This window comes from Thermococcus sp., from assembly GCF_015521605.1.
Classification (GTDB): domain Archaea; phylum Methanobacteriota_B; class Thermococci; order Thermococcales; family Thermococcaceae; genus Thermococcus.
In genome coordinates, this window is record NZ_WANV01000036.1 from 70532 (window position 1) to 94775 (window position 24244).

The window sequence follows — 24244 nt, forward strand, 5'->3', positions numbered from 1 at the left end:
AACTTTTTAAGTAGATCGCTCTGCAACAGTTAAATATTCAACAAGCGACTTAGAAGCCACCAAAGTCTTTGATCTACCGTTGTTTACGAGAAGCTTTGCTCTTTCACGACCCACTCGTAATTCCGCAGTAACATTTGTAACGAGCATCTCTGGAACTTCCCCCCTGCGGTCGGCTTTTGAGTTTATTGGCCTCTTTGCGTAGATCTTGAGTATCTCAAACCCTTCTATTCCCTCATACAGCTCACGAACCGGCTTTACATAGGAGTTGCTCAGGATAAAGTAAACCCCTTTCTTATGAAGCTCAAGGCAAACATCTCTAAGGCGCTCCTGGTCTTCTTTGCTAAAATCTTCCTTCGAATAACTAGTAAAACTGGCAGTTTCTGAAACTGGGTGATAGGGGGGATCAAAATAAACCAGATCTCCAGGCTTGGCAACTCTCAATATATAAGTGAAGTCTTCGTTGTAAATCTTGAGCTTTTTCAAAACTTCACTGGCCTTTCTTAATCGCTCTTCATCCACTATCTTGGGGTTTTTGTATCTTCCAAACGGGACATTGAATTCTCCCTTTCTATTCTCACGGTATAACCCATTGAAGGCAGTTTTATTCAAGTATAAAAGCAAGCTCGCGAGTCTGATATTCGGAATCTTAAATCCGTTTCTGACTATCTCATTGAACTCAGAACGGGCCTTGTAAAAGTATTCTTTCTCATTTTTGTGCCTCTTTGCGTCTTCAATTAGTTCATCGACATAGTCTCTAACGACAATATAGAAGTTTATGAGCTTGGGATTTATGTCATTTATAGTCCCCCTCTTAGGTTCCATCCAGAAGGTAACTGCACCACCGCCAAAAAATGGCTCATGGAACGTTCTATTTTTAAAGTCCTCTGGCATTAATGCAACAATTTCAGGAAGTATCTGCCTCTTTCCGCCAGCCCACTTAAGGATAGGTTCTGCCATCGATTACATCCTCCTATGCTGTTACGTTATTTAGATCATGCCCTAATAAGGCATTCGATAATACTACGTGCAACATAAATATAAAATTTTTGGTGCAACATAATATTCACGATTTATACTCAAGACCCAATCTCTTTCTAATATAGTTAGATATGTCCAATCCTTCCTTCTGCGCCTGTTTGAAAATTTTCTCGTATTCCTCCTCAGTAACGCGGATTGATAACCATTTATTCCGCTTGTTTTTGGCAGCTAACGTCCTAGCTTCAATTTCCCATATTTCCTTAAGGGCCCTAGCTTTTTTCTTGAGTAGTTTAGTACTATTTAACCCTGAAAATTCCCTAGCAAGAATTTTCTTGAAATCAGAAACTACTTGGGGGTCTCCTTTAGAATACTTAACAAACTCATTCACGGCCAGTTCAACGGCAGTAGTTTCATTTGGAACATTTTCAGATTTCAGTATAACTTCAAAAGCCCTAGTTCCAGCAACGGGAATTTTTAGCTTACGGGTAGCTGGAGTCTTTAACGCTATGAGCTGTTCTATAATCCTTTCAAACATGAGTACCCCCAATATAACGTGCAACACAAAAGGATTTAAATGTTAACCCCTTGAAAAATTTAAGAATTCCAAAAACAGAATATAATCTTGGGATATCCATGCCAGAAACTGTAGAGAGGATATTAAAAACCGGGGACATTGTCAGAATCACTATTCTAGAAAAGGAGAGTAATAAGATCAAGAGCTTTAAAATAGCAATTCATGACAAAGAAAAGGACAAACCAAAGACAGAATTTGAAGTCCCAAGCAAATGGTATTTACCTCTAAAAACATACAACAAAGAGATGCTAATAGAATTTAAACCAATCAAACCATCCCCACATGGATGGATAGAAATTGAATTGAGAAAAGGAAGGGGGAAAGGCAAATACAAAGAATCTGATTTTAGAGTAACCCTACTCCGACCTGAAAAATATACTCCGTCACATGCCAGATTACTTTTCGATTTTTATACAAGACTTAAGCATGACAAAAAGATTGGAGAAGAAATATTCAAGCTAATCGAAGGTATTTACACTGGGACTCCTGCAGAAGATATTATCACGAAAAATCAAATCGCTATTGAAAGGATAAACAAAACCCCCGGTATGGATATTAGAGCATTTCTTAAACTCCTTGAGCTGATATTTATACAGGAGGATCTAAACTATCCCCCAGATAAAAAGAACTCAACAGGAAAATATTATGAAGGACGCGACAAGACGTTTAGTTTATTCAGGAAGGTTAAAAATGGAAAGAAACCCATTGAAGCTCTTATGGAGGCAGATCTCAGCATAAAATTAGACCCCAACAAATTCTCAATCAACATAAACAACCTCATTGAGGTCCTTGTTAATGTTTATAATAATGAAAATAATGTGATAGAAGCACTTGAAGAACTCGGGATCAAGATAGGAAGCTAAAACCATAATCTCAACTTCATCACCAACAAAAAGCGCTGGAGCGGCCACCTGATGGGTAAAGCGATGAGAGAGTTGCCAGAGGAAGACTACAAGCTGATTGAAGGGCTGCTTTGACTTTTCATTTTGAATAACAATCTCGAATTTTTTGATGGTTGTTATCCAAATTTGCTTGTGTAAAGCTTGGCCAAAATGTTCCGACGCTAAAATTTGCCATGAGGGAGTTTGTACGTGCCTCTCGCTGGGAGTTAGTTGAGAGGGCTTTCTTGGGTTGATGGCCGATATTTAGGGGTTCATCCCTTCCGCGCCCTTCGGGCGCTATTGAAGTGAACCCCTGTCAAAAACGGGTTTGAGAGCGAAAGCCACTGAGAGTAAGACTACAAGAAGCACGTACGAACTTTGATGAAACTTTACGCAGGCCAAGTTTGGGGGTGTGGGGGCGTTAGCCCCCCGGAGGACTAAGGAATAAGGAAGGTGGGGAAACGTAGTTTCCCAGGTTTTTAGAGAAAAAGCGGGGTTGTGGGGTGGAACCCCACTCCAGGGGTTTGAGAGTACAGAGAGATAAGGGGGCGGAGCCCCCTTGTCTTTCGTTTCTGGGGCCAGGGCCGGGATTTGAACCCGGGCTAGGGGATCCACAGTCCCCTGTGCTAACCAGGCTACACCACCCTGGCCATTTCCAGCTAAACCTTTTGGGTTAGCTTTATAAAGTTTTCGACAGAAGGGCGTGAAAGAGGGAGCTGAGACCTTTTACATACCATAACTGAGGTCTGAAGCGAGATTTAGGCGCTCAGGAGGATATGGGAGGTTTAGAGATGAAGGCAAAGCGCGAAGCGCTCACCAGCCTCTTCACGGCGATGAAGGAAGGGAAGGTTGACGCCGATATACTGGACCTCCTTCTTCTCATAAACTCCATTGATGGCATCTATACGACCTCTTCCTGCTCCGGCAGGATTGGCATCATCGAGGAGCCCGCTCTCGGAGCGAAGCCCCTCTCAAGGTGGCTCATAAAAGTCCACCGCCCGATAGAGTTTGAGGAGGCAAAGATGGCCCTAAAAAACGCCAGAGACGGCCTCATATTCCTCAAGAGCCAGCCGCCGATATTCCACGTCGTGGCAGAGGACCTGGAGCGGGCTAGGAGGCTCCACGAGCTCGGTCTCGCGAGCGGCTTCAAGTACACCACCTTCAAGGTAATCTCAAAAAGATACCTCGTCGAGATAAACGCCACCGAGTACCTCACCGCCCCCCTCGGGAGGGAGGGCAACGTCCTCGTCAGCGACGAGTACCTGCGCTTTGCCCTGGAAGTCGGCAATGACATGCTCAGGCGCTCGAAAGGGAGGCTTCCGCGCCTTGAGGAGAACTTCAAAAAACTGAGAGAAGAGCTTGGCGAAGATGAACTGTTCTACGAGCTCGCCGAGGAATTCAGGATGGGGGAAAACTGGAGGCTTCCCTAATCAGCGCATCTCGTTCCACTCAGGGTTTCCGTATTTCTCCTCTATCAGCTTCTCCGCCAGCCCGAGCTCGTAGTCAGTCAGTTCCCCTTCCTCCATGGGGAACGCGTTGAAGAAGCTGTTTTTGAGAAGCTCGTAGGCCTCCCAGCGGCCGAGCTTTATTCCCTCGCGCTCCAGCGTTGTAACGCGCTCCCATATCGAGGACACGCCCTTGTCCGCCAGCTTTGCCTTGGAGACCCTCAGAACCTTCCCCAGTATCTCAACGCGGGTGGAGTACATGAAGGTGCCGTGCTGGAGGATTACCCCCTTCCTCCTCGTCTGGGCGGAGCCGCTTATCTTCTTCCCGTTGGCCACGATGTCGTTGAGGCCGGAAAAGCCCGCATCAAGGCCGAGCTCCTTCAGGGCATCGACGAGGGGCCCTGCGAGGTAGCGGTAGCTCGTCTCGACGTTCCTGAGCATCGGGTGGTAGTCCTCCCCGACGACCACAGAGTATGTTATCTCTCCGAACTCGTCGTGGAACACCGAGCCACCGCCGGTTATTCTCCTCACGACAGGAACCCCAAGCCTCTTAGCTTCCCCAAGGTTGACGTCGTGGACGACGCTCTGGAAGCGGCCTATTGTCACCGAGCTCGGACTGAAGGCGTAGAGCCTGACCGTGTCGGGAGCTTTTCCCTCTATTCTGGCGCGCATTATCGCCTCGTCTATGGCCATCTGAACCTCGGGTCGGGCGACTATGAGCGGAATAAACCTCATGACATCACCAAAGTTAAAAGGTCGTGAGCGTTTTTAAGCCCAGCGATGATGAGGCCCAAGCCCTTCCGAGGCGACGATGAGGAGAGCGGTCACCACTGAGCGGACTTTGCTAGCGCAAGTTTGATCAAAAGTCTCTTTCTCTTTTCAACCGACCCGAAAACTGGAGCGTGCACTTTTCACTTTTTTATTCTGGCATCAGAAGGACGCCTTGAGGAGAGCAAACACCAAGGGACAACAAACGGTGAGTAACTCACGAAAATTTGGAATCCTAGAGGAGCACGCACCCTTTCCACCATCCGTAAGGACGCTTGAACGACAGTGAAAGCGGCGCTGAAGCTTTTAAAAAAAGCTCCACCAAAAGTCTGTAGCTCTTTGCAGCAGATTTTCATCAAGAATCTGTTATGCAGGTTCTTGGGGGTGTGGGGGCGGTAGCCCCCCAGCAACCTTTGCTTGCGCAAAGCTTGACCAAATGATTCTGACTTTATTCAATCGCCTTGGAGCAGTTCGTACGTGCTTTGTAATGGGAAGGCTTGTAGTTGGCTTTCTTGGGTAGAGTAGCCGATATCTGCTGGGTTTATCTCCTTCGCGCCCTTCGGGCGCTATGGAAAGTAAACCACATCCAAAAAAGTCAGTTTGAGTGTGAAAGCCACTGGAGATAAAGCACTTGAAAAGCACGTACAAACTTTGATGAAACTTTGCGCAGGCAAAGTTTCTTTCCGTGGGGCGAAGCCCCACTACGGGGGTTTGAGAGTACAGAGAGATAAGGGGGCGGAGCCCCCTTGTCTTTCGTTGGGTCAGGGGCCGATTAGCTCATCATCGGAGCCCTCGGACACCTACCCTCACATCATCCCAGACCGAGGTGTTCCCTTATGATCAGCGGGATCAGGCCGATCTTGGGAAAGACCACCAGGGCCTTATCCTCGACGGCGTAGGCAGGCACGCAGGGCACCATGCCGTAGGGCGTTGGGAAGTCGGGGTCAGGAGCCCAGTTGTTATCTCCCCAAGTCACGAAGCACTTCTCGACCTTCCCACCCAGTTCGACCGTCTCTATCTCCCTGACGCGGTGGATTATTGGGTATTCGTAACCGGGCCGTTTGTAGACTATAACGTCACCGACGTGGACGTCGTCTATGTTCTCCTCGTTTATCCCCTTGAGCAGGACGACGTCGCCCCGATAAAACACGGGCTCCATGGACTCGCTGACAACTATCACGAGGGGCGAGTCCGTATGAAGGGCCACCTTAAGGCCCACCTGGAGGGCGAAAACGGCCAGCAGGGCTATCAGTATCCACGCTAAATCCTTCTTCCATGAGTCCTCCATTTCAGCGCCTCCATGATGGTGCTTATTCTCGCAGGTATGGCACCTATCGCGGTGCAGGTTTCAAGGCTCACTCTCTTTCCAGTGATGTCCATATGGTAGCGGGCGGTCTTAAATATTTCCTTCGGGAGCCCGTGCCTGCCAAGGCCGACCAGGAGGAGGAAACTCTCGCCCCTCAAAGCCCTCTCCGCAAGCTCGATGGGGGTTATCTCCTTCTCTTCGCTCGGCTTTCTCGTTGTGGCAACGGGGACACCGAACTGCGGCGGAAAGCCCCTCCTGGGAAACTCTAGGAGGTGAAAGCGGCTTCTCTCGGCCAGCTCAAGGAGGTACCTGCCGCCCTCGCCTATCGTGGTGTGAGAGCTTATCTCCCGGGCAACGTCGAGAGGCTTTCCTTCAAAGGGAAAGCCAACCAGTGCTAGATGGAAGCCGTAGGCATAGGCTATCGGGCCAGCCCTGGCTATCGCCCTGAGGTGGGCCTCATGGAGCTTCTTAGGGTCGTACGTGTTGTAAAGGGCCAGAGTCAGCATCTTTCCTCACTTAGAGTGGCCAACAAAGGTTTATAAGGATTTAGAACAAACTAAAAAGTTAGGATGACGACGCGAGAGGAGATAGAACTGTTAGTTGAGAGAAGGTACTACGAGGAGGCCCTGTCCAAGGTTCACAAGCTGAAGGACCCCCTCGACCAGATAGAGGTTCTCACGGACATAGCCGTTGCCATATACCAGCACGGGGGACCTCAGGAATGGATTCCCAGCATAATAGAGGACGCCATATACATAGCCAAGAAGCTCAAGGATCCGGCCAACAAGGCGGTGGCGTACTCAACGATAGCTTCCTCCCTCGCGATAATGGAGTATGAAGAGGACGCCATGGACTTCTTCAACAGGGCCCTGGATGTGACGGACAGTATAAAGAGCCCCATCGAGAAGGGGGTCGTTCTCTCGGAGCTTGCATACCACCTGGCCCTCGCGGGTTATCCCGAAAACGCCCTTGAGCTTTTCAACATAGCCTTCGACACGATAATCGGGGCCGAGGTAGGCTACAACCTCAAGGTCGACGGCATAATAAGGATAGGCGAGCTTCTTGAGAAGGCCGGGGACGCACTGCCCTCGGGTAAGGCCCTCGACTTCTACAGGATGGCCTTCGACATATTTGACAAGCTCCACGTCAACCAGCGCGCGGCCATCGTCGAGAAGAAAATAGAGCTGGCCCAGACGGTCTACGATGTCGGTCTTCCATCGATAAGGCGGGCGCTCCTTGAGGGAAGGAACCACTACGCCCTAGCGCTCATTGAGAAGAAGTACGCCGGGGTCGTGAGGCTCATAGGGGAGCTCGAAGTGGCGCTCTGGATGAAGAGGGTGAACAACATAGAGTACCTGGAGGTCGTTGACAGGGCCTTCGAGCACTGCGAGAACCCGCACTTCACTGAGGCCAACGTGCAGAAGATAGCCCGGATCCTGACCGAGCTCGGAAGCCTGAGGAGGGCGCTTGAGTTCGCAAGGGCTATAAAGGACGTTCGCAAGAAGAGCGACGCCCTCCGCGCCATCGCACTTGAGCTGGCCAAGAGAAAGGAGTTTGAGGAGGCCCGGGAAATCGTCGAGAGCATCCCAGACCCCAGAATAAAGACCGAGGCGATGACGGAGATAGTCGCCATAGAGGAGAGCCAGTGAGGGGCCATGATATTCGACGCCCATTCAGACCTCCCGACGTTCATCTACGATGAGAGGGGTAGTGGAAAGACTCACGTTCTGGAGGACAACTTCGAGCGCTTTTTTGCCCCTGGGATAGGGGCGCGCGTCATGGCCATCTGGACCCGTCCCGACAGAAGGAGCAACGCAACCGTTTACGGCCTGGAGGTCCTCAACGCCCTCAGAAGGGACATCGAGGAGAGCGAACGCTTCGAACTGGTGACGACGGTGGAGGGAATGAAAAAGGCCATTGAAGAGGGGAGAGTCGCCCTGTGGCTCGGCCTTGAGGGGGGTGAACCGATAGGGGAGAGCATCCACCTCCTTGAGGTCTTCCACCGCCTCGGACTGAGGGTTCTGACCCTCACCTGGAGTCTGCGCAACGCGATAGGTGACGGCGTCTTTGAGAGAACCGGCGGCGGCCTGAGCAACTTCGGCAGGGAGGTAGTCGGGAAGGCCGAGGAGCTCGGGATACTGGTTGACCTGAGCCACATCAACGAGGCCGGCTTCTGGGATGTCCTTGATGTCACCGCGTTTCCTGTTATAGCGTCGCACTCCAACGCCAGGGAACTGTGCGATCACAGGAGAAACCTGACCGACGAACAGATAAAGGCCATAGCGGAGCGCGATGGTGTCATCGGGGCGGTGGCGATTCCGAGCTTCATCCACAGGGAGCACGCGACGCTGGAAAGGTACGTGGAGCACATAGCGTATATGGTTGATTTAGCCGGTTACAAGCACGTCGGCCTCGGCTTTGATTTCGTGTACTACCTCCCAGGCTGGAGCGGGAAGAGCGTCGATGGCTTCGAGGACGAGTCGAGAATACCCCACCTCCTTGAAAAGCTGGGGGAGAACTTCAGCGAAAAAGAGGTCGAGGCGATAACATTCAAGAACTTCGAGCGCGTTTTTGAGAGGGTGGTGGGTTAGGTTTTTATTCCCCGCCCCCCAGCACGGCACGGTGGGAGTTATGGAGGAACTCTATTTTCTGACCGCGAGGGAGGCAAGGAGGTTACTCCTCACGAAGGGGGGAGCGAGGGTCAACCTCGACCTGCGGAAAACCAGCCGGTCGTGGCTCGTGACAGTTGAGGGGGAGGAGTTCATATTTCCGGACGGCACGAGGGTTGGGCTGGAGGTAATGGAGAGGATCGCGAGGGATGAGGGGAGCGTTTACTTTATCAGAAACGGCGTTTACAAGGCCGCCATAGCCGGAGAGCACTTCTACAAGCTCGTTCCAACGATCCCACCCACGATAGAGATAAATGGAATAAGGATGCACCGCACGAAGGACGTGAACCCCCTCCAGGACACGAGGAACAAGGTGAACGCGGTTAAACCGAGGGAGGGGGAGACGGTTCTGGATACCTGCATGGGGCTGGGATACACGGCCATAGAGTCAGCCAGGAGAGGGGCGTACGTCATAACCGTCGAGAAAGACCCGCACGTGCTTGAGCTCGCCAGGATAAATCCCTGGAGCAGGGAACTCTTCACGGGCGGCAGGATTCAGGTGATACAGGGCGATGCCTTCGAGGTCGTAAAGAGGTTCAACGATGAGAGCTTCGACGTCGTGATCCACGACCCGCCGCGCTTTTCTCTCGCGGGTCACCTCTACTCCGAGGAGTTCTACCGCGAGCTGTACCGCGTCCTGAAGCCAGGCGGGAGGCTCTTCCACTACGTCGGCAACCCCGGGAAAAAGTACCGGAGGAAAGACCTCCAGAGAGGCGTCATGGAAAGACTGAGGAAGGCCGGCTTCGTCGGGGTCAGGCGCGTCGAGGAAGCGCTCGGTGTTGTGGCGAGGAAACCGGAAAGAAAGGGGAGAGACTAATTATCCTCCTTTCCCTCTCCCTTCAGAATCTTCTCCACCTCGAAGCCTTCCTCGTACCTCTTCAGCTTCCTCTCGAAGAACTCGATGAAGAGCCTGTAGCGCTTTGAGCGGTGCTTTGGGCTTCCGCGGATGCTGTGGCCGTGGGCGCCGCGCTTGAACACCGCTATGTACGCCTCCTTGCCCATGTCCCTGAGCACGTTGTAGAACATCAGGCTCTGGTCGAGCGGGCAGCGGTAGTCCTCAAGCGAGTGGATCAGCAGGATCGGGGCTTTAACCCTATCTGCGTAGAACAGCGGGCTTAGCTTCCGGTAGTTCTCGTTCTCCAGCGGGTTCGGGCCTATCACTTCCACGTCGTACCAGAGACCGATGTCGGAGAAAGCGTAGCTGGTGAGCCAGTAGCTTATGCCGTTCTCGCTGATGCCGGCCTTGAAGAGGTCGCTCTGCGTTAAGGCCCAGTTGGTCATGAAGCCACCGTAGCTTATGCCGGTTATGCCAACGCGCTCCTTATCCGCTTGCGGTTCGAGCCTGAAGAACTCCTCGATGCCGTTCATGATGTCCTGGAAGTCTTCCAAACCTGTCCGCTCAAGGACCCTCAGGGCAAAATCCTCGTCATAGCCGTTGCTCCCCCTCGGATTGACGAAGACGACGTAGTAGCCTTTGCTCGCCATTAACTGCATCTCGTAGACGAAGCGGTGGCCGTACATCCCCTTCGGCCCGCCGTGGACGAAGACTATCACCGGAGCCTTCTCGCCTTCCTTGAGTTCCGGCTTTAAGTACCAGCCGTCTATCTCCAGGTCAATGCTCCTGAACCTGAAGTGCCTCGGCTCGAAGGTCTTCAGCCTTTCGAATATCGGGCCGTTGTAGTCGGTGAGCTGCCTCAGCTCGCCGTCGTAGAGGTAGAGCTCCGCTATTCTCGTGGCGGTGGCTATGAGGAGGACGGCCCTGCCGCTGTCCACGTCAAAGCCGTACACCCAGTGGTCGCCGGCAACGACCCTCTCTGTCTCTCCGTCCCAGAGCCAGAGGTTCACCCTGCCTGCATCAGGAGTTAGGAAGTAGACCTTCCCATTGTCGAGCTTGGCCGAGTAGACGTCCAGCGGTCCCTCGTAGACCGCCTTAAGCTCCCCGTCCCAGAGGTAGAGCCACTCGTGCTCGCTGAGGTACTTCTTCTCCCTCTTCCCGTGGAGGAGAAGGCTTTTTCCGTCGGAATCGACGGCCACAAAGGAGACGCGCTCGAAGAGCTTCTCTTCCTCGCCGTCATTCCAGAGGTATATGTCCCAGAACTTGAAGAGGGCCGGCTTTGAACCCTCGCGGTGGGGGACGTTCACGACGATGGAGTTACCGTGCCATATCCCGCTGGAAAACCTCGGCTTCTCGAACCGCTCTATGACCTCCTCGCTCTCCGTGTCGAGAACCCAGAAGGTGGTTTTCTCGCCGTCGAAAAAGCCCATGCTGTCGAACCAGACCGGGACATCGTCGTCGAAGACAAAGTCCTCGTCGTCGCGCCTCTTGAAGCCGACAACGAGCAAACGGCGGGAGTCGTCGTTCCACTGAATCGAGCGGACGTTCTTGGCGGACAGAACCCTCTTGGAGCTCAGGGTCTGGACATCGGCCACCCATATCTCGCTCTCCTTCTTCTCCTCGTTAAAGCGGGTGAAGGCGAGCTTTTTGCCGTCGGGTGAGAGCCTCGGCATTGAGGCGTTCTCGATGAAGCGCCTCGCTCCGGTCTCCAGATCCTCAACGACGACCGTGCTCTCGTACTTGTTCTCCTTCAGGCTGGCCTTCGTGAGGGTGTAGGCGACGAGACTCTCCCTTATCCCCGGGTCGCCCAAGTAGGCGAACTTAGAAAAGGTCTTCTCATCCCATTCGATACCGCTCATAACGCTATCACCTACTTAGTAGAGAGCCTTAAAAGTATATAAGCATAACTACCCGTCCAGGTGAGAGAATGAAGGAAGAGCACGCCGTTGGAATAATACTGGTGGCTGGAATACTGGTCTCGCTCATTTTCAAGACCTACGTGGGCGTGGCGATGGCCGCCGTTGGAATACCCCTCTACCTGGCCTACATTTCGAGGGAGCAGAACGTACTCGCCAAGTCAAGGCTCTACGACAGGGATCTGTTCCTCATGATAGCCATAGCGGTCGTGATTATACTGGTCTTCAACTACCTCTGGGACCCCAGGATGGGCCTCATAGCGATGGCAGTCGCGATACCCCTGCTGGCGATCTATGCCGACAGGCTAAAGGCGAGAAAGGAGACGCAGAAGGCCTGAAAGTCTCCCTGTTCTCTTGTAGGCCCTGACCCCCTCCCTCATTTCGTCCAAAAATTCTTCATCGATACCGAACTTCGCCCTCACCCGACGCGAGATGTAGTTATCGCTGAGGAAGATCATCGCCATTGCCGAGGTCAGGTTCTTCGGCTTCCTCCAGTTGGCCTTTTCGAAGTCTATGAGGTAAACGCTCTCGCCAACTATTATGTGCTTGCCGCCCTGTATCTGACCGTGGTCGAGGCCGAGCCTGTCGAGAAGGGCGGTTTTTTCAACTATCTCAAAGAGATGGCGTTTTTCGAGGTCGGCGTGGAATATTATCTCCCCCTCCGCAAACCCCCGGATGAGATACTCCAGTCCCTCAAAGACGCCGTAGGCCACGAGCGGAGGAGTTATCCCAAAGGGCTCTATCGTCCTGACGATTTTCGCCTCCCTCGCGAAGTTCTGCCTCGGCGAGTCGGGCCTTTGGAGCTTAATAATGACGTTTTTTTCATCTAACCGGGCGCCAAAGATGAGGCTCGTGGTTCCCTTGGCGTAGGGGCGGATTTCCTCAAATCCAAGCCCCCTCAGGTGAGAGTAAAACCGCCCTAATTGAGCTTTGCTTATCAGGTGGTCGAACATACTCCTCGATAAGCTTAAATACCCCGCCGATAAAATACTTTTGGTGGTAGCCATGGTGACGGCTTTTATTTTGATGGTGACGGCCGCTGGAAAGGAAAGGGAAGTTATGGAAAAGCTTCTGGCCATGCCGGAGGTTAAGGAGGCTTACGTGGTATATGGCGAATACGACCTCGTTGTTAAGGTCGAGACGGACACGCTCAAGGACCTTGACCAGTTCATCACGGAGAAGATAAGGAAGATGTCCGAGATACAGATGACCTCGACGATGATAGCCATCTGACCCTCTCGTTCTTCCCTCTTGCAATTCTTCCAAAAAGATAGAGGAGCAGAGGCTCACTTGTTCATCATGAGCCTTATCCTCTCGGCCGCATCTTTCGCCTTGTCCGAGATGTTGCTGAGGGTTCTGGCGATGTTGAGGATGTAGAAGCCGTCGCCCCAGCTCAGTGAGTCGGCGTTCTCGAAGACGAGCTGCATGAGCTTCGTGTCGAGGCCGTCTATCTTGTTCTCGACGCTCTCTATCTGCCTGATTATCTCGTACTCCCTCTCTATTTCCCCCTCGGTGAAGCCGCTCTCTATGACGCGGTCCATCTGAACTATGGCCTCGTGGACTAGCTTTGCAGCCTTGATGCTCTCCATGCCCATCTGGAGGATTACCTCCTTGACCTCCACAGGAAGATCACCGGGCTCCTTGATGAGCAGCCACTTAGCTGTGTCCTCCGCAGCATCCGCGACCTTGTCCTGCATGTGGAGGTAGATTAGGACGTCCTCCCTCGCGACCGCCATCATGAGCTTCGAGCTGAGGGAGTCACGGATTTCCTCTTTTATCCTGTCGGCAACGTCCTCAAGGCGATCGACCTCGATGGCTATCTTTCTCATCCCCTCGTAGTCCCCCTCGTACCAGTGCTGGAGCGCCTTTTCGAGGGTCTCAACGGTGTTCAGCACGACATCAGCGTGCTTTATGAGGGGCTTGAACGGGCTCTTCGCGAAGAGTTTTGTCCAGACCTGCATGCTATCACCCCACCATCATAAGGAACTTGAATATGGCCGCGCTTATCAGACCTGCGATCGGAACGGTAACGAACCAGGAGATTATTATGTCCCTAACGATGTTCTTGTTTATTGCCTTTACTCCCCTTGCGAGGCCTATTCCTATGACCGCTCCGACCACGGTGTGGGTCGTCGAAATCGGCAGGCCCATCCAGCTGGCGACCAGAACAACCGTTGCCGCCGAGAAGTCAATGGTGAAGCCTCTCGTATTGGTCAGCTCGGTTATCCTCTTCCCGACGGTCTCCATTACCTTGTATCCATACGTTGCGACACCGACCGCTATTCCCAGACCTCCGAGGGCAAGGATCCACTTGGGGACGGGAACCTGCATGCCGCTCAGCCCCATCGTTGCCACAGCGTACACTGCCGCGACCGGACCTATCGCGTTGGCGACGTCGTTTGCGCCGTGTGCAAGGGCGACATAGCCCGAGGTGATGACCTGAACCTTCTTGAATATGGCTTCAACGCCGATGAATGGGTCGCTGCTCGGGAAGCGGAGCTTTATGAGAAGGTACGTTACAGCGAACACGATTATACCGAGGGGAATGCCGTACATAAAAACACCCGTCCTGAGATCCTTCCCGTGGAGAACCTTGATGTAGAACATGGTTCCTATGACCACGAAGGCCAGTCCAATCCAGAAGGGGGACCAGATGCGGGCGCTCCTCACGGGGTCTTTTCTCTCGAAGATGCTCTTGGTCAGGGCCTTAAATATGAAGTAAGCCATTATGGCGCCGACTATCGGGGAAAGTATCCAGCTGAGGACAACCTGCGTCATCTTGCCCCAGTTGACTATGGCCGTTCCGGCGTAGACTATTCCATAGCCCGCTATACCTCCTATGATCGAGTGGGTGGTCGAGACGGGCAGACCAAACTTCGTCGCGATGATGAGCCATATCGTCGCGGCCATGAGAGCAGCCACGGAACCGTAGATGAGAACGTTCGGGTCGGTTATCATGGTCGGGTCAAGGATGCCCTTCCTTATCGTCTCGGTAACGCTCTTTCCGAAGAAGTACGCTCCAGTGAACTCAAGGATTCCGGCTATTATGACGGCCTGCCTGGGGGTTATGGCCTTCGCACCCACCGCGGTGCTCATGGAATTTGCCGCATCGTTCGCACCTATTGCCCAGGCCATTGAAAAGCCCAGGATGATCGTTACCAGCAACCACGGCTCCACCTGCATCACCGAGGAGGGGCTAAGCGACACCATATAAATATCTTGCCGCAGTAGAATATAGTCGTGTGCGAGTCTCTATATAGCAATAAATAGAATAAATAGAAGAGCGGGGTCAAGTCTCCACCTTCACGGGCTCAGCCGTTATTGTGCCGTTGGAAAGCATGTCGAGTCTGGCGTAGTGATAGAAGCCCCCCTCGTCGGGCTTGGCGTAGAGCGGCGCCCCACCGCCGCCGGTGACTATGTATCTGACGCCCTCAATGGTGCCGTCCCAGAACATGTGAATGTGGCTGAAGACACCAAAGGCGTTGTAGGTCTTCATGAGCTGGAGGAGCTTCTTCCCGTCCATGTAGTTCATGCCGTGGTTTCCGCTGGGCCTCGGATCAACGGGTGGAGCGTGCATAACGATGACGGGCTTCTTGCCAAGGGCCTTAGCCCTTTCAAGCTCGTCCTGGAGCCAGCCCCACTGCTCGTCGCTCAGCCCGTAGTCGTGGTCTATGTTGTTCATGAAGATGTAGTAGTAATCTCCGAGGACGAAGGAGTAGTCCGTCGGGCCGAAGAGCATGTGGTAGACGTTTATTCCCTCCCCGCGGTACTCGTGGTTTCCGACGGCTATGAAGACCGGTTTGTTCCACTTCCATTCCTTCATCAGCTCGCCCCATTCGTCAACCTTGCCCGAATAGACCAAGTCTCCGCCGTCTATTATGAAGACTCCGTCGTCAGCGTTCATGGCATCCCTCACCTTGAGGAACGCCGGGGGAACCTCCTTTCCACCATCTGACCTGTGGTCGCCGAATGCAAGGACTGTGTAGTTGGCCAGCTTCCCCGCCTCTATCCTGAAAGAGCTCTCCGAGGTGCTGAACCTGACCCACGTGTCACCGGTCTCAGCTCCGGCCGGGATGTTGAGTACGCCGGGGTTGGTGTTCTCTATCACGTAGGTGAGCTCCGCTCCGTTGGGGTTCTTTATTTCCACGCTGACGTTGAAGCCGAGGGCATGGATGTATATCGTCGAGCCGTTGACGAGCCGGATAAAGCCGCCCTTCACGGTGACGTTCTCCCCATCAACGACGCGCCAGTAGTATATGAAGGGCTCCATCGTCTTAAATGAGGTCAGATACCAGTGTTCACCCTCATCTGGAACTCCGTTCCAGTTGTTGTCCCCAATGACCTTGAGGAGGATTCCCTCAAACTGACCACTCCTCAGCACATCGTTGGTGTTGATGCTCTTACCCGACTTAAGCTCCATGGCGTATTCCAAGGCGGCTCCAGCTCCAGCTTTGCTCGTCCCGGTAAATACGATGTAGGGCTTTCCGTCACTGTTAAAGGCCGCAAAGATGCCCTTGTCTCCTCCGACAAACTTGATGCCGAGCTTGTAGACGATGTAGCCAAAGTAGTCGTTGACCGTTATCAGTATCGGCTTCCCCCTGAGAACCGGACGGGCGTCCTTGGGGGAAAGTATTGCTATTCCACCGTTGTACTGGCTCGCCGGCAGGATTTCAGCGTTTGGGAAGTAGTGCTTTGCAAGGTCTTCGTACCCTTCACTGACGTAGACCTTCGACGTGTCCACTATGTCGTACCATCTGGAGAGAACCTGGCCCTTTTCGTAGGCCGTGAAGTCAATGCCCCCTGATTCCGAGGGGGACGCGGGGGTCGTTGATGCAGTGCCCTTCTCAGTGGTCTGTGTGGACGTGGTCTGTCCCGTTGAACCTATGCACCCAGCCGCCAGGACTATTAAGACCAGCAGGAATGCAGAAACAATCTTCCTCATAACCTTTCACCGCCTAAAAGTTTAAACCTCGCGCTTAAAGTCCTTTTGGACTTCTGGGCATGCCATCACCGGCTTTCAGCTCGGCAGGTTTAAATAATAATGTCTAAAAATCTCTCCCGGGTGATACCATGTTCGTAGGACACTATAAGGACGTCCCCGAGAAGGACACCGGTTTTGATGGGGTAACCATAAGGTGGCTCGTTTCTCCGAAGCTCGGAGCAAAGAACTACGCAATGCGCTACTTCGTCCTCAGAAAGGGTGCTGAAATACCGCTCCACCACCACGACTGGGAGCACGAGATATTCATCGTGAAGGGAGAGGGGATAATAACCGGCGGCGGCAAGGAGGCCCACGTCAAGGCCGGTGACTTCCTCTACGTCCCGCCCAACGAGCCGCACGGCTACAGGGCTCTGAGCGAGACATTCGAGTTCCTCTGCATAATCCCGGCCAAGAAAGAGGCAATCCCCGAGGACGAGTGGGCTTAACGACGCCGATAGTGGTAAACCTTTATTTTCTTTCTTCTCAGTGCAATCAGGTCTGCTTTTCTGGACTTAGGACGTATCGGTTCTTCTTCCAAAAGCGACCATGCTATATCATACGCGAGAGTGGCCACCACTATTAGCAGCAGGCCGAAGATTATGATAGGGGTATAGTACCAGATGACCCCTGCCCGGGGAATAACGAGTACTACCCTACCCACAACCTGACTGGGATAAACCCTCCAAGGGTCAGCATACTCTCTGTTATCACCTTTAGTCACGTAGTAAATGTTACCATCCGGGTCTGTCTTTATGTCTACCACCCGATGGGTTATCCGGTACGTTGCATTTCCAATTTCAATACGATAGAGAATCACGTCACCAACATGCACATCTTCAGGGGAGACAGGCCGGGTAATCACCATGTCGTCTGGATTTATATTGGGTTTCATGGAGTCCGTTAGGATAACGACATACTGGAAGCCGAAGATAAAGTGCAGAGCAACGATTCCCAGCACAAAGACAAGAATAGAATACGTCAAAATGGAGAGAAAGTCAAAGCGCTTGGCATTCATTCAGGGCCTCCTCTACTTTCAGCCACCCTGGTAGACCACATAGACAGTGTCAAAACTGCTCAAGGCCACCGGTGAGGCAAACGTCAGCGTATAAGTACCGGACCCGTTCAGACTCGCCTGGGCAACGGCCACTAAAGTCGTTCCACTGTAGAGCTTCAGATAGATCGTTCCAGCCCCAGGATCAGTGGTGACCGTAACCGTGGCACCGGTAACGTAGTCCGGGTTCGTGGAGTCAAGCGTCCACGAGACGTCCGCATTTGTAACGCTGCTCGTTATAACCGTGCTTCCCTGTCCAAGTTCCTGAACGTTCAGGGTAATGGCAGGAACAGCGAGCGCGGCACTGATGAGGGAAAGTGCAAGGGCTATGGCAAGCGGAATTAACCTCTTCTTATTGTTCCTCCTCATTTTGACCCACCCCTGTATAAAGCCTCATAGTTTCTCCCCCTTAGGGGTATAAATAGTTTTCTAAAGCAAACCATGCAGGTTCACCTTTTGAAATTGTAAGTTCTACAAAAGAACCTGAAAATTATTGAGAATCCCTCAAGACATCTTGGATACTCCCCAAAGGCGTGCCTCAGTGAAGGGGAGTGCCCTTAAGGTACGTCGAACCGGCCCATTGAACCCTAACCCGTAGGAATTCTCCGGGCTCACCGGAATCGAGGATTATGTCCTTGTAGTTGAAAGTCCGGGCCTCAACGCCGCCCTTCTCTCCGGCCCCATGGACGAGAACTTCCACCGTCCTGCCAACGTAGGAGCGGTTTATTTCGTGGGCTATCTGGAGCCTGAGTCTGTGGAGGGCCCTTGAGCGTTCCTTAACCTTCCAGCCGGGGAGCTGCTTCCACTTGGCCGCCACCGTACCGGGTCTCGGTGAATAGCGGGAAACGTTTATCTTGTCCGGCCTTACCCTCTTCACGAGCTCAACGGTGTTCTCGAAGGCCTCTTCGCTCTCTCCCGGAAAGCCCACTATGATGTCTGTATTGAGGTTCAAGTCACGAACTTTCTTACGAAATGTTCGAACTATCTCCTCGAACTCTTCCACAGTGTACGTTCTTCCCATTCTCCTGAGAACATCATCGTCACCGCTCTGGACAGGCAGGTGGAGGAACTTATAGACCTTCCCGTCAAGATAGACGTCAACGAGCTCATCGAGTATCTTTATCGCGTGGTTGGGGTTCATCATGCCGACCCTTATCCTGAAGTCGCCCCCAATGGCGGTTATCTCGTCGAGGAGCTTGGCCAGGTTCGTCCCGATGTCGAAGCCGTAGCAGCCGGTGTCCTCGCTCGACAGCTGGATTTCCTTGTACCCTCTGGCCAGGGCCTCCTTAACCCACTTGACGACGAGCTCAGGTTTGTAGCTCTTGAGAACCCCGCGGGCGAAGCGGGTCGCGCAGTAGGTGCACCCGTTGAGGCAGCCCTCGCTTATGGGCACGACAAAGGCAACCCCGTTTTTCCAGAGGCGGGGGAGTTCGAGCTTGTCTATGCTCCTCTCACGCCAGCCTTCGACGCTCACCAGCTTCCCACCGCGCTCCGCCACGCTTACAGCCTCGGCTATTCTGTCGATGCTCTTGACACCGAGTATCCCAGAGACGCGGGGGTCTATGACGTCGGGGTTAACGTGGGGAAGACAGCCGGTAACGATGACCCTTTTACCGGAATCAAGGAGTTCCTTTATGCGCTCCTTCATGTGCTTCTCCGTCGGGTCCTTGACTGCACAGGTGTTCACCACGACGTAATCGGCGCTTTCCGGGGTCTCCACTAACCCGTAGCCAGCACTAACCAGAAGGGCCTCCATCATCTCCGCATCGGCCCTGTTCCTCGTGCAGCCGTAGGTCTCGACGTGAACCCTTACCATCGGAGCGGGCTAAGGGCAGGGGTTTAAAAAGGGTGCGGTTCAGGTTTGGGAACTCACACAAAACCTATCACGGCCAGGAGCACGAAGAGAGCCGCGAAGAGAAAAACGGCCACGAACGTTAGTCTCTTCTTTATCCACTCATTAGGCCTGTTGTAGTGCCTCATAACGAGTAACGAAAGAGAGCAGACGATCAGGACGGGAACCAATGACGATACCGCCATGAAAAGTGCATCGGGGAGGTAGCAGTCGATACCCGATGTATCGAGGAGCGCCACCGTCCAGTAGAGTATAACAGGTGACAGAAGAACCAGAACACCGACTGCAACTCCGATCATCACGGACTTCTCGTCCACAGAACCACCGAGAAACATTTAGCCTAAGGCCTTAAAAACGTCCTGCAGACAGGTAAGAATAAGAGGGAAGGGAAATCAACCAATGACTTCCGCGAAAGCGAACTTCCTCTTGACCGAGTTAATGACAATCTCAACCTCGTCTCCGACCTGGGTGTTCGGGACGAAGATAACGAAGCCCTTTATCTTGGCGATACCATCGCCACCCTTTCCAAGGCTCTCGATCCTAACTCTGTACCTTTCTCCAACCTTAACAGGGGCTTCGTAGCCACCGCCAAATCCATCTCCATACATATCTAACACCAACTCTTTCAACTTTCAGGGCTCTTCAGGGAAACCTCCAAGAAGAGTCCCAGTAGTGGGTCACCCCGAGGGTATATAAAGCTTTGGGTAATTTTTACGCCCCTAAGGTCACTAAAAGGCTGTTCTGAACCACAGAAGTCCAGCAACGGAGCACAGAGTCCAGTGAATTTCTTACAGCCCTTTTTCACGATCCGACGCAGGTATTTAACTTTTGGTTAATAACGAGAGGTTACAGACCTTTACTTTCAATTCTAAGCTTCAAAAAACCCTTTTAAAACAAATAACGAAATCTCAATTGAAAAATGACGAAACACAGGGCTGTGGAGCCTGTATCAAGTGAGAGGAGGGAGGAACAATGAGTTTCATCGCTGTATTCATTTGGTCATTCGTGCTCTGGTTGGTACTCACAGCGGGCAGTAAAGGATTACTCTGGAGCCCCGAAGAGCTTATCGCGGGACTGATCTTCTCGGGAGTAATCGCCTTCACAACCAGGGACGTCATAGGTGAAAAGGCATCCCGCTTCCTCAACCCGGCAAAGTGGGTGGGCTTTGTGGTGTACGCCATCGGCCCGCTCTTCTGGGGCATGGTCAAAGCCAACCTCGACGTTGCATACCGCGTCATAACCGGCAAGATAAAGCCCGGAATCGTCCGCGTTCCGGTAGAGCTTGAGAACGACGCCCAGTACACAATACTCAGCAACTCAATAACGCTCACCCCCGGAACGCTCACGATAGACGCATGCCCGGAGGAGAAGGCCCTCTACGTCCACTGGATAAACGTGACGGAGAAGGAGCCGGAGAGCTCCGAGGTTATAGCAGGTCCATTTGAAAAATGGGCGAGGAGGCTGGGAAGATGATAGCACCGGAGTTCTTCTATGCCGCGGTCATAGTCATGATCGGAGCATTTCTGGCGTTGCTCAGGGTGTTCTTTGGCCCCAGCGTGCCCGACAGGGTCGTCGGAGTCGACACGCTCAACACGCTGATCGTTGCCGGAATGATCCTCCTCGGGGCGGCCTACGACAGGACGATATACATCGATATCGCCATCGTTTACGCCCTTCTGAGCTACGTGGGGACCCTGGCCATAGCCAAATACCTCCAGGGGGGATTGGAGTGATCGAGTACGTCATCTACGCATTCCTCGCGATAAACATAGTCTTCAACCTGCTGGGCAGCTTCTCGCTCCACAGGTTCCCCGACGTCTACACCAGACTCCACGGGGCGACCAAGTGCACCACCTTCGGGACGATATTCGCGGTTCTGGCGGTGGTAGTTCACGCCGCCTACCAGCTCCGCATTACCGGAGACCCCAAGTACCTCCAGATGGCGCTTCACAGCCTCGTGGCACTGGTGGCGCTCCTCCTCACGAATCCAACGGGGGCGCACGCGATAGCGAAGGCAGCACACCTCAGCGGATACAAGCCCGCCAAGGCGGTCATCGATGCCTACGAGAACAAGCTCAGGGGTGGTGTCGAATGAATGTCCTCTCGATTGACATGGCGATACAGTTCGGAATACTCCTCGGCGTGCTCATAGCGGCCTACATCACGATAACGATGCGTGACTTGCTCAGTGCGGCCATAGCTTCGGCGGCGATGAGCCTGCTCCTCAGCCTGGAGTTCTACATGCTCCACGCTCCGGATGTCGCGATAGCCGAGGCCGCGGTTGGAGCAGGCGTCGTTACGGCCATAGTCGTGTATGGAATCGCCAAAACGGAGAGATGGGAGCGTGAGGGACCATGAAGAAGACGTTCGGAGCTCTCGCACTGCTGTTCCTCCTTGGGGTGCTGCTCGTCGTTGCGAGCCCCTCAACGGGGATAAAGTTCGGCCTCGGCGGTGAGGACTGGAAGGCCTACCGCTACACCGACCAGTACTACATCGAGCACGGTGTTGATGAAGTCGGCGGAACCAACATAGTCACCGACATAGTCTTCGACTACCGTGGTTACGATACCCTCGGGGAGGCGACTGTTCTCTTCACAGCCATAGCAGGAGCGGTTGCGCTTCTCAGGCCCTGGAGGAGGGATGAGGATGGGGAGTGACATGGGACTCATAGTCAAGACGACCGCGAGGGCAACGATACCTCTCATAGGAATCTTCGGAGCCTACGTTGTTTCACACGGTCACCTCACCCCGGGAGGCGGCTTCCAGGGTGGAGCGACGATAGCGGGAGCAGGAATACTGTTCCTCATAGCCTTCGGGCTGGGCGAGATGAAGAGGCGCTACAACCACCACCTCTACTCAGCCCTCGAAGGCCTGGGGGGTCTGGTGTTCCTCGGAGCGGCCATGCTCGGCCTTGGTGTGGCGTTCTTCTACAACATCCTGTGGCACAGCGGCCCGGTCTTCAACGGCCAGCCGGGAACGCTGCTCTCGGCCGGATACCTGCCGATAATGAACCTCGCCGTGGGACTGAAGGTCTTTGCGGGACTGGTCAGCGCGATGGTTGCAATAGCGGCATTCAGGAGGTGGAACGAATGATACCATTCCAGTTCATCACGGCATTCCTGCTGATAGCCATGGGAATCTACGCCCTCCTCTACAAGAGGAATCTCATCAAGCTCATACTGGCGCTGAACATCATCGATTCTGGCATACACCTGCTCCTCATAAGCTTCGGATACCGCATAGAGGCAGGCCAGATACCGACGGCACCAATCTACACGGGCTATGAGACGGTAAAGAGCGCAATGGTGGCCCCGATTCCGCAGGCGCTCACGCTCACCAGCATAGTCATCGGCGTCTGTGTGCTTGCCCTCTCCATGGCCCTCACGATAAACGCCTACAGACACTACGGAAGCCTCGACGTTAACAAGCTCAGGAGGTTGAGAGGATGAACGGGCTGATACCATACCTCATCATAGTCCCGCTCTTCGGAGCATTCTCCCTGCCCATAGTTGGCCTCGTGGGAAGGAAGGCCAGGGAGCTGTGGGCAATACTCGTAACCGCCATCACCCTCGGCGTCGCGGCCGGTCTGTTCAACACGGTCTGGAAGAGCGGAGAGATACTGGTATACACCCTCGGAGCGAAGAGTCCCCTCGGAAACGGAGTCTCCTTCCCGATAAGGATAGTCTGGGAGGTAGATCTCCTCAGTGCGCTCTTCGTCCTGATGGTGGCGTTCATAGCATTCGTGGCCGTGCTCTACTCCAGCGAGTACATGGGGCACGACACGGGGCTTGAGAAGTACTACGCCCTGGTGCTCGTCCTTGAGGTCGGAATGCTCGGCATAGCCATAACCGGCGACCTCTTCAACTTCTACGTCTTCCTGGAGATAATGGGTATAGCCGGCTACGCCCTCGTCGCCTTCAGGAACGACACCTGGGAGGGCATCGAGGCGGGCATAAAGTACATGTTCGTCGGCTCTCTCGCCAGCTCGTTCATCCTCCTCGGAATAGTGCTGCTCTACGGCCAGTACGGAACGCTGACGATGGCCTACCTCGCGAAGATGATAGCCGAGAACCCGACGTTCACGGCAAAGGTTGCCCTCGGCCTGCTCCTCGGGGGGCTGCTCTTCAAGAGCGGCGCCGTCCCGGTGCACATGTGGCTCGCCGATGCACACCCGGCCGCCCCAAGCTCGGTCAGTGCGATGCTCTCCGGCCTCGTCATCAAGATAGGTGGAACCTACGCACTGGCCAGGCTTGCCTTCAGCGTCTTCAGCGCCGGAGTTAACGCCAGAACGATAGGCTGGATAATCATACTCTTCGCCTGCGCGACGCTCATAGTCGGAAACGCGATGGCCATAATCCAGACCGACATGAAGAGGCTCTTTGCCTTCTCCAGCGTCGGCCAGATCGGCTACATCCTCCTCGGCACAGGAATCGGCCTCGCCGCTTACGGAAGCGACGTTGGGAACATCGCCCTCGCCGGAGCGATATACCACACCGTCAACCACGCGGTCATCAAGGCCCTCCTCTTCCTGGTCGCCGGAGCGGTCATACACCAGCTGGGAACCAAGAACCTCAACGAGCTGAGCGGCATAGCGAGGAAGATGCCGATCACGAGCTTCGCCTTCCTTGTCGGCGCCGCGGCGATAATCGGCCTTCCGCCGCTCAACGGCTTTGCCAGCAAGTGGCTGATATACGAAAGCTCCGCACTCTTCAACCCGCTGGTGGCGGTTATAGCGGTGATAGGAACCGCGTTCAGTCTGGCGGCCTACGTGAAGGTTCTCTTCACCTTCCTGGGCAGGCCCAGCGAGAGGGTCATGAACGCCAGGGAGCCAGGAAAGGCCATGCTCGTTCCGATGCTCATCCTCGTGGCGGTAATAGTCCTCATGGGGCTCTTCCCGTGGTTCATCAGCGACAGGATCATGATACCAGCCGCAAAGATGCTCGAAAACGCTGGAACGTACATATCAGCCGTGCTGGGGGGTGCGTGAA

31 protein-coding genes, 1 tRNA gene and 1 pseudogene are annotated in these 24244 nt (G+C 53.7%); 17 read left to right on the forward strand and 16 right to left on the reverse strand.

The window, feature by feature from the left end; genetic code table 11:
- Positions 1–6: 6 nt before the first annotated feature.
- Both F7C11_RS08960 and F7C11_RS08965 read right to left on the reverse strand, forming a co-directional pair.
- On the reverse strand, positions 7–957 hold the full coding sequence (locus F7C11_RS08960) for a DNA adenine methylase (RefSeq protein WP_297092845.1): 951 nt from the start codon (positions 955–957) through the stop codon (positions 7–9).
- A 106-nt stretch (positions 958–1063) separates the two neighbouring features.
- Positions 1064–1513, reverse strand: a complete 450-nt coding sequence (locus tag F7C11_RS08965; RefSeq protein ID WP_297092846.1) for a plasmid mobilization protein — start codon at positions 1511–1513, stop codon at positions 1064–1066.
- Positions 1514–1563: 50 nt separating this feature from the next.
- Here F7C11_RS08965 and F7C11_RS08970 point away from each other — a divergent pair, with 50 nt between their 5' ends.
- A complete protein-coding gene (locus F7C11_RS08970; RefSeq protein ID WP_297092847.1) occupies positions 1564–2415 on the forward strand; it encodes a hypothetical protein in 852 nt (283 codons plus the stop codon).
- 9 nt (positions 2416–2424) lie between these two features.
- Positions 2425–2529, forward strand: a pseudogene (locus tag F7C11_RS08975) (EVE domain-containing protein); the annotation flags it as partial.
- Positions 2530–3006: 477 nt separating this feature from the next.
- On the opposite strand, the gene F7C11_RS08980 reads toward F7C11_RS08975, so the two are convergent.
- Positions 3007–3083, reverse strand: a tRNA-His gene (locus F7C11_RS08980).
- A gap of 141 nt (positions 3084–3224) precedes the next feature.
- Here F7C11_RS08980 and F7C11_RS08985 point away from each other — a divergent pair.
- On the forward strand, positions 3225–3863 hold the full coding sequence (locus F7C11_RS08985) for a hypothetical protein (RefSeq protein WP_297092848.1): 639 nt from the start codon (positions 3225–3227) through the stop codon (positions 3861–3863).
- On the opposite strand, the gene F7C11_RS08990 is transcribed toward F7C11_RS08985, so the two are convergent.
- The 3 genes from F7C11_RS08990 to F7C11_RS09000 all read right to left on the reverse strand — a co-directional run bounded on the left by F7C11_RS08990 (position 3864) and on the right by F7C11_RS09000 (position 6458).
- Positions 3864–4613, reverse strand: coding sequence for a biotin/lipoate A/B protein ligase family protein (locus F7C11_RS08990; RefSeq protein WP_297092849.1), 750 nt, complete (start codon positions 4611–4613; stop codon positions 3864–3866).
- Positions 4614–5457: 844 nt separating this feature from the next.
- Positions 5458–5934 (reverse strand): signal peptidase I, encoded by a 477-nt coding sequence (locus F7C11_RS08995; RefSeq protein ID WP_297092850.1) that lies wholly within the window; start codon positions 5932–5934, stop codon positions 5458–5460.
- Complete coding sequence (locus F7C11_RS09000) at positions 5907–6458, reverse strand: DUF531 domain-containing protein (RefSeq protein ID WP_297092851.1); 552 nt, start codon at positions 6456–6458, stop codon at positions 5907–5909. Before F7C11_RS09000 ends, F7C11_RS08995 begins: the two co-directional genes overlap by 28 nt.
- A 63-nt stretch (positions 6459–6521) precedes the next feature.
- Between F7C11_RS09000 and F7C11_RS09005 the strand changes: the two genes are divergently transcribed.
- From F7C11_RS09005 to F7C11_RS09015, 3 genes are read left to right on the forward strand one after another with little or no spacing between them, the layout of a single operon-like run.
- Positions 6522–7601, forward strand: coding sequence for a hypothetical protein (locus tag F7C11_RS09005; protein WP_297092852.1), 1080 nt, complete (start codon positions 6522–6524; stop codon positions 7599–7601).
- Between the two features lie 6 nt (positions 7602–7607).
- A complete protein-coding gene (locus tag F7C11_RS09010) occupies positions 7608–8543 on the forward strand; it encodes a dipeptidase (protein ID WP_297092853.1) in 936 nt (311 codons plus the stop codon).
- A 40-nt stretch (positions 8544–8583) separates the two neighbouring features.
- Entirely contained in the window at positions 8584–9438 is an 855-nt protein-coding gene (locus F7C11_RS09015) for a methyltransferase domain-containing protein (RefSeq protein WP_297092951.1), read from the forward strand.
- Here F7C11_RS09015 and F7C11_RS09020 read toward each other — a convergent pair.
- On the reverse strand, positions 9435–11315 hold the full coding sequence (locus F7C11_RS09020; protein ID WP_297092854.1) for a S9 family peptidase: 1881 nt from the start codon (positions 11313–11315) through the stop codon (positions 9435–9437). The genes F7C11_RS09015 and F7C11_RS09020 overlap by 4 nt on opposite strands.
- A gap of 68 nt (positions 11316–11383) precedes the next feature.
- Here F7C11_RS09020 and F7C11_RS09025 point away from each other — a divergent pair, with 68 nt between their 5' ends.
- A complete protein-coding gene (locus F7C11_RS09025) occupies positions 11384–11710 on the forward strand; it encodes a hypothetical protein (protein ID WP_297092855.1) in 327 nt (108 codons plus the stop codon).
- Here the strand turns inward: F7C11_RS09025 and F7C11_RS09030 are convergent.
- Positions 11678–12325 carry a serine/threonine protein kinase gene (locus F7C11_RS09030; RefSeq protein ID WP_297092856.1) on the reverse strand — a complete coding sequence of 216 codons (648 nt, stop codon included), beginning with the start codon at positions 12323–12325 and terminating at the stop codon, positions 11678–11680. The genes F7C11_RS09025 and F7C11_RS09030 overlap by 33 nt on opposite strands.
- Positions 12326–12377: 52 nt before the next feature.
- On the opposite strand from F7C11_RS09030, the gene F7C11_RS09035 reads away from it, so the two are divergent.
- On the forward strand, positions 12378–12605 hold the full coding sequence (locus F7C11_RS09035) for an Lrp/AsnC family transcriptional regulator (protein WP_012572508.1): 228 nt from the start codon (positions 12378–12380) through the stop codon (positions 12603–12605).
- A gap of 53 nt (positions 12606–12658) precedes the next feature.
- Here F7C11_RS09035 and F7C11_RS09040 read toward each other — a convergent pair whose 3' ends face one another.
- From F7C11_RS09040 to F7C11_RS09050, 3 genes are all read right to left on the reverse strand, one after another.
- Positions 12659–13333 (reverse strand): TIGR00153 family protein, encoded by a 675-nt coding sequence (locus tag F7C11_RS09040; protein ID WP_297092857.1) that lies wholly within the window; start codon positions 13331–13333, stop codon positions 12659–12661.
- Between the two features lie 4 nt (positions 13334–13337).
- Positions 13338–14555 (reverse strand): inorganic phosphate transporter, encoded by a 1218-nt coding sequence (locus F7C11_RS09045; RefSeq protein WP_297092952.1) that lies wholly within the window; start codon positions 14553–14555, stop codon positions 13338–13340.
- Between the two features lie 106 nt (positions 14556–14661).
- Complete coding sequence (locus tag F7C11_RS09050) at positions 14662–16314, reverse strand: metallophosphoesterase (protein ID WP_297092858.1); 1653 nt, start codon at positions 16312–16314, stop codon at positions 14662–14664.
- Positions 16315–16442: 128 nt separating this feature from the next.
- On the opposite strand from F7C11_RS09050, the gene F7C11_RS09055 reads away from it, so the two are divergent.
- Entirely contained in the window at positions 16443–16799 is a 357-nt protein-coding gene (locus F7C11_RS09055; RefSeq protein WP_297092859.1) for a cupin domain-containing protein, read from the forward strand.
- Here F7C11_RS09055 and F7C11_RS09060 read toward each other — a convergent pair.
- From F7C11_RS09060 to F7C11_RS09080, 5 genes are all read right to left on the reverse strand, one after another.
- Positions 16796–17368 carry a signal peptidase I gene (locus F7C11_RS09060; RefSeq protein ID WP_297092860.1) on the reverse strand — a complete coding sequence of 191 codons (573 nt, stop codon included), beginning with the start codon at positions 17366–17368 and terminating at the stop codon, positions 16796–16798. The two genes, F7C11_RS09055 and F7C11_RS09060, sit on opposite strands and share 4 nt — an antisense overlap.
- An 18-nt stretch (positions 17369–17386) precedes the next feature.
- Positions 17387–17773 carry a hypothetical protein gene (locus F7C11_RS09065; protein WP_297092861.1) on the reverse strand — a complete coding sequence of 129 codons (387 nt, stop codon included), beginning with the start codon at positions 17771–17773 and terminating at the stop codon, positions 17387–17389.
- Positions 17774–17942: 169 nt separating this feature from the next.
- Entirely contained in the window at positions 17943–19220 is a 1278-nt protein-coding gene (locus F7C11_RS09070; protein WP_297092862.1) for a tRNA (N(6)-L-threonylcarbamoyladenosine(37)-C(2))-methylthiotransferase, read from the reverse strand.
- A 53-nt stretch (positions 19221–19273) separates the two neighbouring features.
- Positions 19274–19573, reverse strand: coding sequence for a hypothetical protein (locus F7C11_RS09075; RefSeq protein ID WP_297092863.1), 300 nt, complete (start codon positions 19571–19573; stop codon positions 19274–19276).
- Between the two features lie 75 nt (positions 19574–19648).
- Positions 19649–19864 (reverse strand): TRAM domain-containing protein, encoded by a 216-nt coding sequence (locus F7C11_RS09080; RefSeq protein ID WP_297092864.1) that lies wholly within the window; start codon positions 19862–19864, stop codon positions 19649–19651.
- Between the two features lie 364 nt (positions 19865–20228).
- On the opposite strand from F7C11_RS09080, the gene F7C11_RS09085 reads away from it, so the two are divergent.
- Genes F7C11_RS09085 through F7C11_RS09120 form a run of 8 tightly spaced genes read left to right on the forward strand, consistent with a single transcriptional unit; the run spans position 20229 to position 24243 of the window.
- Entirely contained in the window at positions 20229–20729 is a 501-nt protein-coding gene (locus F7C11_RS09085; RefSeq protein ID WP_297092865.1) for a monovalent cation/H+ antiporter subunit E, read from the forward strand.
- Positions 20726–20989, forward strand: a complete 264-nt coding sequence (locus F7C11_RS09090; RefSeq protein ID WP_297092866.1) for a cation:proton antiporter — start codon at positions 20726–20728, stop codon at positions 20987–20989. The genes F7C11_RS09085 and F7C11_RS09090 overlap by 4 nt, the downstream gene beginning before the upstream one ends.
- Complete coding sequence (mnhG, locus tag F7C11_RS09095) at positions 20986–21351, forward strand: monovalent cation/H(+) antiporter subunit G (RefSeq protein ID WP_394354849.1); 366 nt, start codon at positions 20986–20988, stop codon at positions 21349–21351. Before F7C11_RS09090 ends, mnhG begins: the two co-directional genes overlap by 4 nt.
- Complete coding sequence (locus F7C11_RS09100; RefSeq protein ID WP_297092867.1) at positions 21348–21614, forward strand: DUF4040 domain-containing protein; 267 nt, start codon at positions 21348–21350, stop codon at positions 21612–21614. Before mnhG ends, F7C11_RS09100 begins: the two co-directional genes overlap by 4 nt.
- Complete coding sequence (gene mbhE, locus F7C11_RS09105) at positions 21611–21913, forward strand: hydrogen gas-evolving membrane-bound hydrogenase subunit E (RefSeq protein ID WP_297092868.1); 303 nt, start codon at positions 21611–21613, stop codon at positions 21911–21913. The genes F7C11_RS09100 and mbhE overlap by 4 nt, the downstream gene beginning before the upstream one ends.
- The gene (locus tag F7C11_RS09110) at positions 21903–22349 is read left to right on the forward strand and encodes a Na(+)/H(+) antiporter subunit B (RefSeq protein WP_297092954.1); all 447 of its coding nucleotides are present in this window, start codon (positions 21903–21905) and stop codon (positions 22347–22349) included. The genes mbhE and F7C11_RS09110 overlap by 11 nt, the downstream gene beginning before the upstream one ends.
- Positions 22346–22705, forward strand: coding sequence for an NADH-quinone oxidoreductase subunit K (locus F7C11_RS09115; protein WP_297092869.1), 360 nt, complete (start codon positions 22346–22348; stop codon positions 22703–22705). The genes F7C11_RS09110 and F7C11_RS09115 overlap by 4 nt, the downstream gene beginning before the upstream one ends.
- Positions 22702–24243 (forward strand): proton-conducting transporter membrane subunit, encoded by a 1542-nt coding sequence (locus F7C11_RS09120; protein ID WP_297092870.1) that lies wholly within the window; start codon positions 22702–22704, stop codon positions 24241–24243. Before F7C11_RS09115 ends, F7C11_RS09120 begins: the two co-directional genes overlap by 4 nt.
- Position 24244: the final 1 nt, after the last annotated feature.

Excerpts from the sequence above, each read along its gene's own strand:
- F7C11_RS09060 (WP_297092860.1), bottom strand. The coding sequence starts at position 17,368 with ATGAATGCCAAGCGCTTTGACTTTCTCTCCATTTTGACGTATTCTATT.
- F7C11_RS08995 (WP_297092850.1), bottom strand. The coding sequence starts at position 5,934 with ATGGAGGACTCATGGAAGAAGGATTTAGCGTGGATACTGATAGCCCTG.
- F7C11_RS09025 (WP_297092855.1), top strand. The coding sequence starts at position 11,384 with ATGAAGGAAGAGCACGCCGTTGGAATAATACTGGTGGCTGGAATACTG.
- F7C11_RS09120 (WP_297092870.1), top strand. The coding sequence starts at position 22,702 with ATGAACGGGCTGATACCATACCTCATCATAGTCCCGCTCTTCGGAGCA.
- F7C11_RS09040 (WP_297092857.1), bottom strand. The coding sequence starts at position 13,333 with ATGCAGGTCTGGACAAAACTCTTCGCGAAGAGCCCGTTCAAGCCCCTC.
- F7C11_RS09020 (WP_297092854.1), bottom strand. The coding sequence starts at position 11,315 with ATGAGCGGTATCGAATGGGATGAGAAGACCTTTTCTAAGTTCGCCTAC.
- F7C11_RS09030 (WP_297092856.1), bottom strand. The coding sequence starts at position 12,325 with ATGTTCGACCACCTGATAAGCAAAGCTCAATTAGGGCGGTTTTACTCT.
- F7C11_RS08960 (WP_297092845.1), bottom strand. The coding sequence starts at position 957 with ATGGCAGAACCTATCCTTAAGTGGGCTGGCGGAAAGAGGCAGATACTT.
- F7C11_RS09085 (WP_297092865.1), top strand. The coding sequence starts at position 20,229 with ATGAGTTTCATCGCTGTATTCATTTGGTCATTCGTGCTCTGGTTGGTA.
- F7C11_RS09000 (WP_297092851.1), bottom strand. The coding sequence starts at position 6,458 with ATGCTGACTCTGGCCCTTTACAACACGTACGACCCTAAGAAGCTCCAT.
- F7C11_RS09110 (WP_297092954.1), top strand. The coding sequence starts at position 21,903 with ATGGGGAGTGACATGGGACTCATAGTCAAGACGACCGCGAGGGCAACG.
- F7C11_RS09015 (WP_297092951.1), top strand. The coding sequence starts at position 8,584 with ATGGAGGAACTCTATTTTCTGACCGCGAGGGAGGCAAGGAGGTTACTC.
- F7C11_RS09115 (WP_297092869.1), top strand. The coding sequence starts at position 22,346 with ATGATACCATTCCAGTTCATCACGGCATTCCTGCTGATAGCCATGGGA.
- F7C11_RS09100 (WP_297092867.1), top strand. The coding sequence starts at position 21,348 with ATGAATGTCCTCTCGATTGACATGGCGATACAGTTCGGAATACTCCTC.
- F7C11_RS08990 (WP_297092849.1), bottom strand. The coding sequence starts at position 4,613 with ATGAGGTTTATTCCGCTCATAGTCGCCCGACCCGAGGTTCAGATGGCC.
- mbhE (WP_297092868.1), top strand. The coding sequence starts at position 21,611 with ATGAAGAAGACGTTCGGAGCTCTCGCACTGCTGTTCCTCCTTGGGGTG.
- F7C11_RS09045 (WP_297092952.1), bottom strand. The coding sequence starts at position 14,555 with ATGCAGGTGGAGCCGTGGTTGCTGGTAACGATCATCCTGGGCTTTTCA.
- F7C11_RS09035 (WP_012572508.1), top strand. The coding sequence starts at position 12,378 with ATGGTGACGGCTTTTATTTTGATGGTGACGGCCGCTGGAAAGGAAAGG.
- F7C11_RS09055 (WP_297092859.1), top strand. The coding sequence starts at position 16,443 with ATGTTCGTAGGACACTATAAGGACGTCCCCGAGAAGGACACCGGTTTT.
- F7C11_RS09080 (WP_297092864.1), bottom strand. The coding sequence starts at position 19,864 with ATGTATGGAGATGGATTTGGCGGTGGCTACGAAGCCCCTGTTAAGGTT.
- F7C11_RS09050 (WP_297092858.1), bottom strand. The coding sequence starts at position 16,314 with ATGAGGAAGATTGTTTCTGCATTCCTGCTGGTCTTAATAGTCCTGGCG.
- F7C11_RS08965 (WP_297092846.1), bottom strand. The coding sequence starts at position 1,513 with ATGTTTGAAAGGATTATAGAACAGCTCATAGCGTTAAAGACTCCAGCT.
- F7C11_RS09005 (WP_297092852.1), top strand. The coding sequence starts at position 6,522 with ATGACGACGCGAGAGGAGATAGAACTGTTAGTTGAGAGAAGGTACTAC.
- F7C11_RS08985 (WP_297092848.1), top strand. The coding sequence starts at position 3,225 with ATGAAGGCAAAGCGCGAAGCGCTCACCAGCCTCTTCACGGCGATGAAG.
- F7C11_RS09010 (WP_297092853.1), top strand. The coding sequence starts at position 7,608 with ATGATATTCGACGCCCATTCAGACCTCCCGACGTTCATCTACGATGAG.
- F7C11_RS09065 (WP_297092861.1), bottom strand. The coding sequence starts at position 17,773 with ATGAGGAGGAACAATAAGAAGAGGTTAATTCCGCTTGCCATAGCCCTT.
- F7C11_RS09070 (WP_297092862.1), bottom strand. The coding sequence starts at position 19,220 with ATGGTAAGGGTTCACGTCGAGACCTACGGCTGCACGAGGAACAGGGCC.
- F7C11_RS09090 (WP_297092866.1), top strand. The coding sequence starts at position 20,726 with ATGATAGCACCGGAGTTCTTCTATGCCGCGGTCATAGTCATGATCGGA.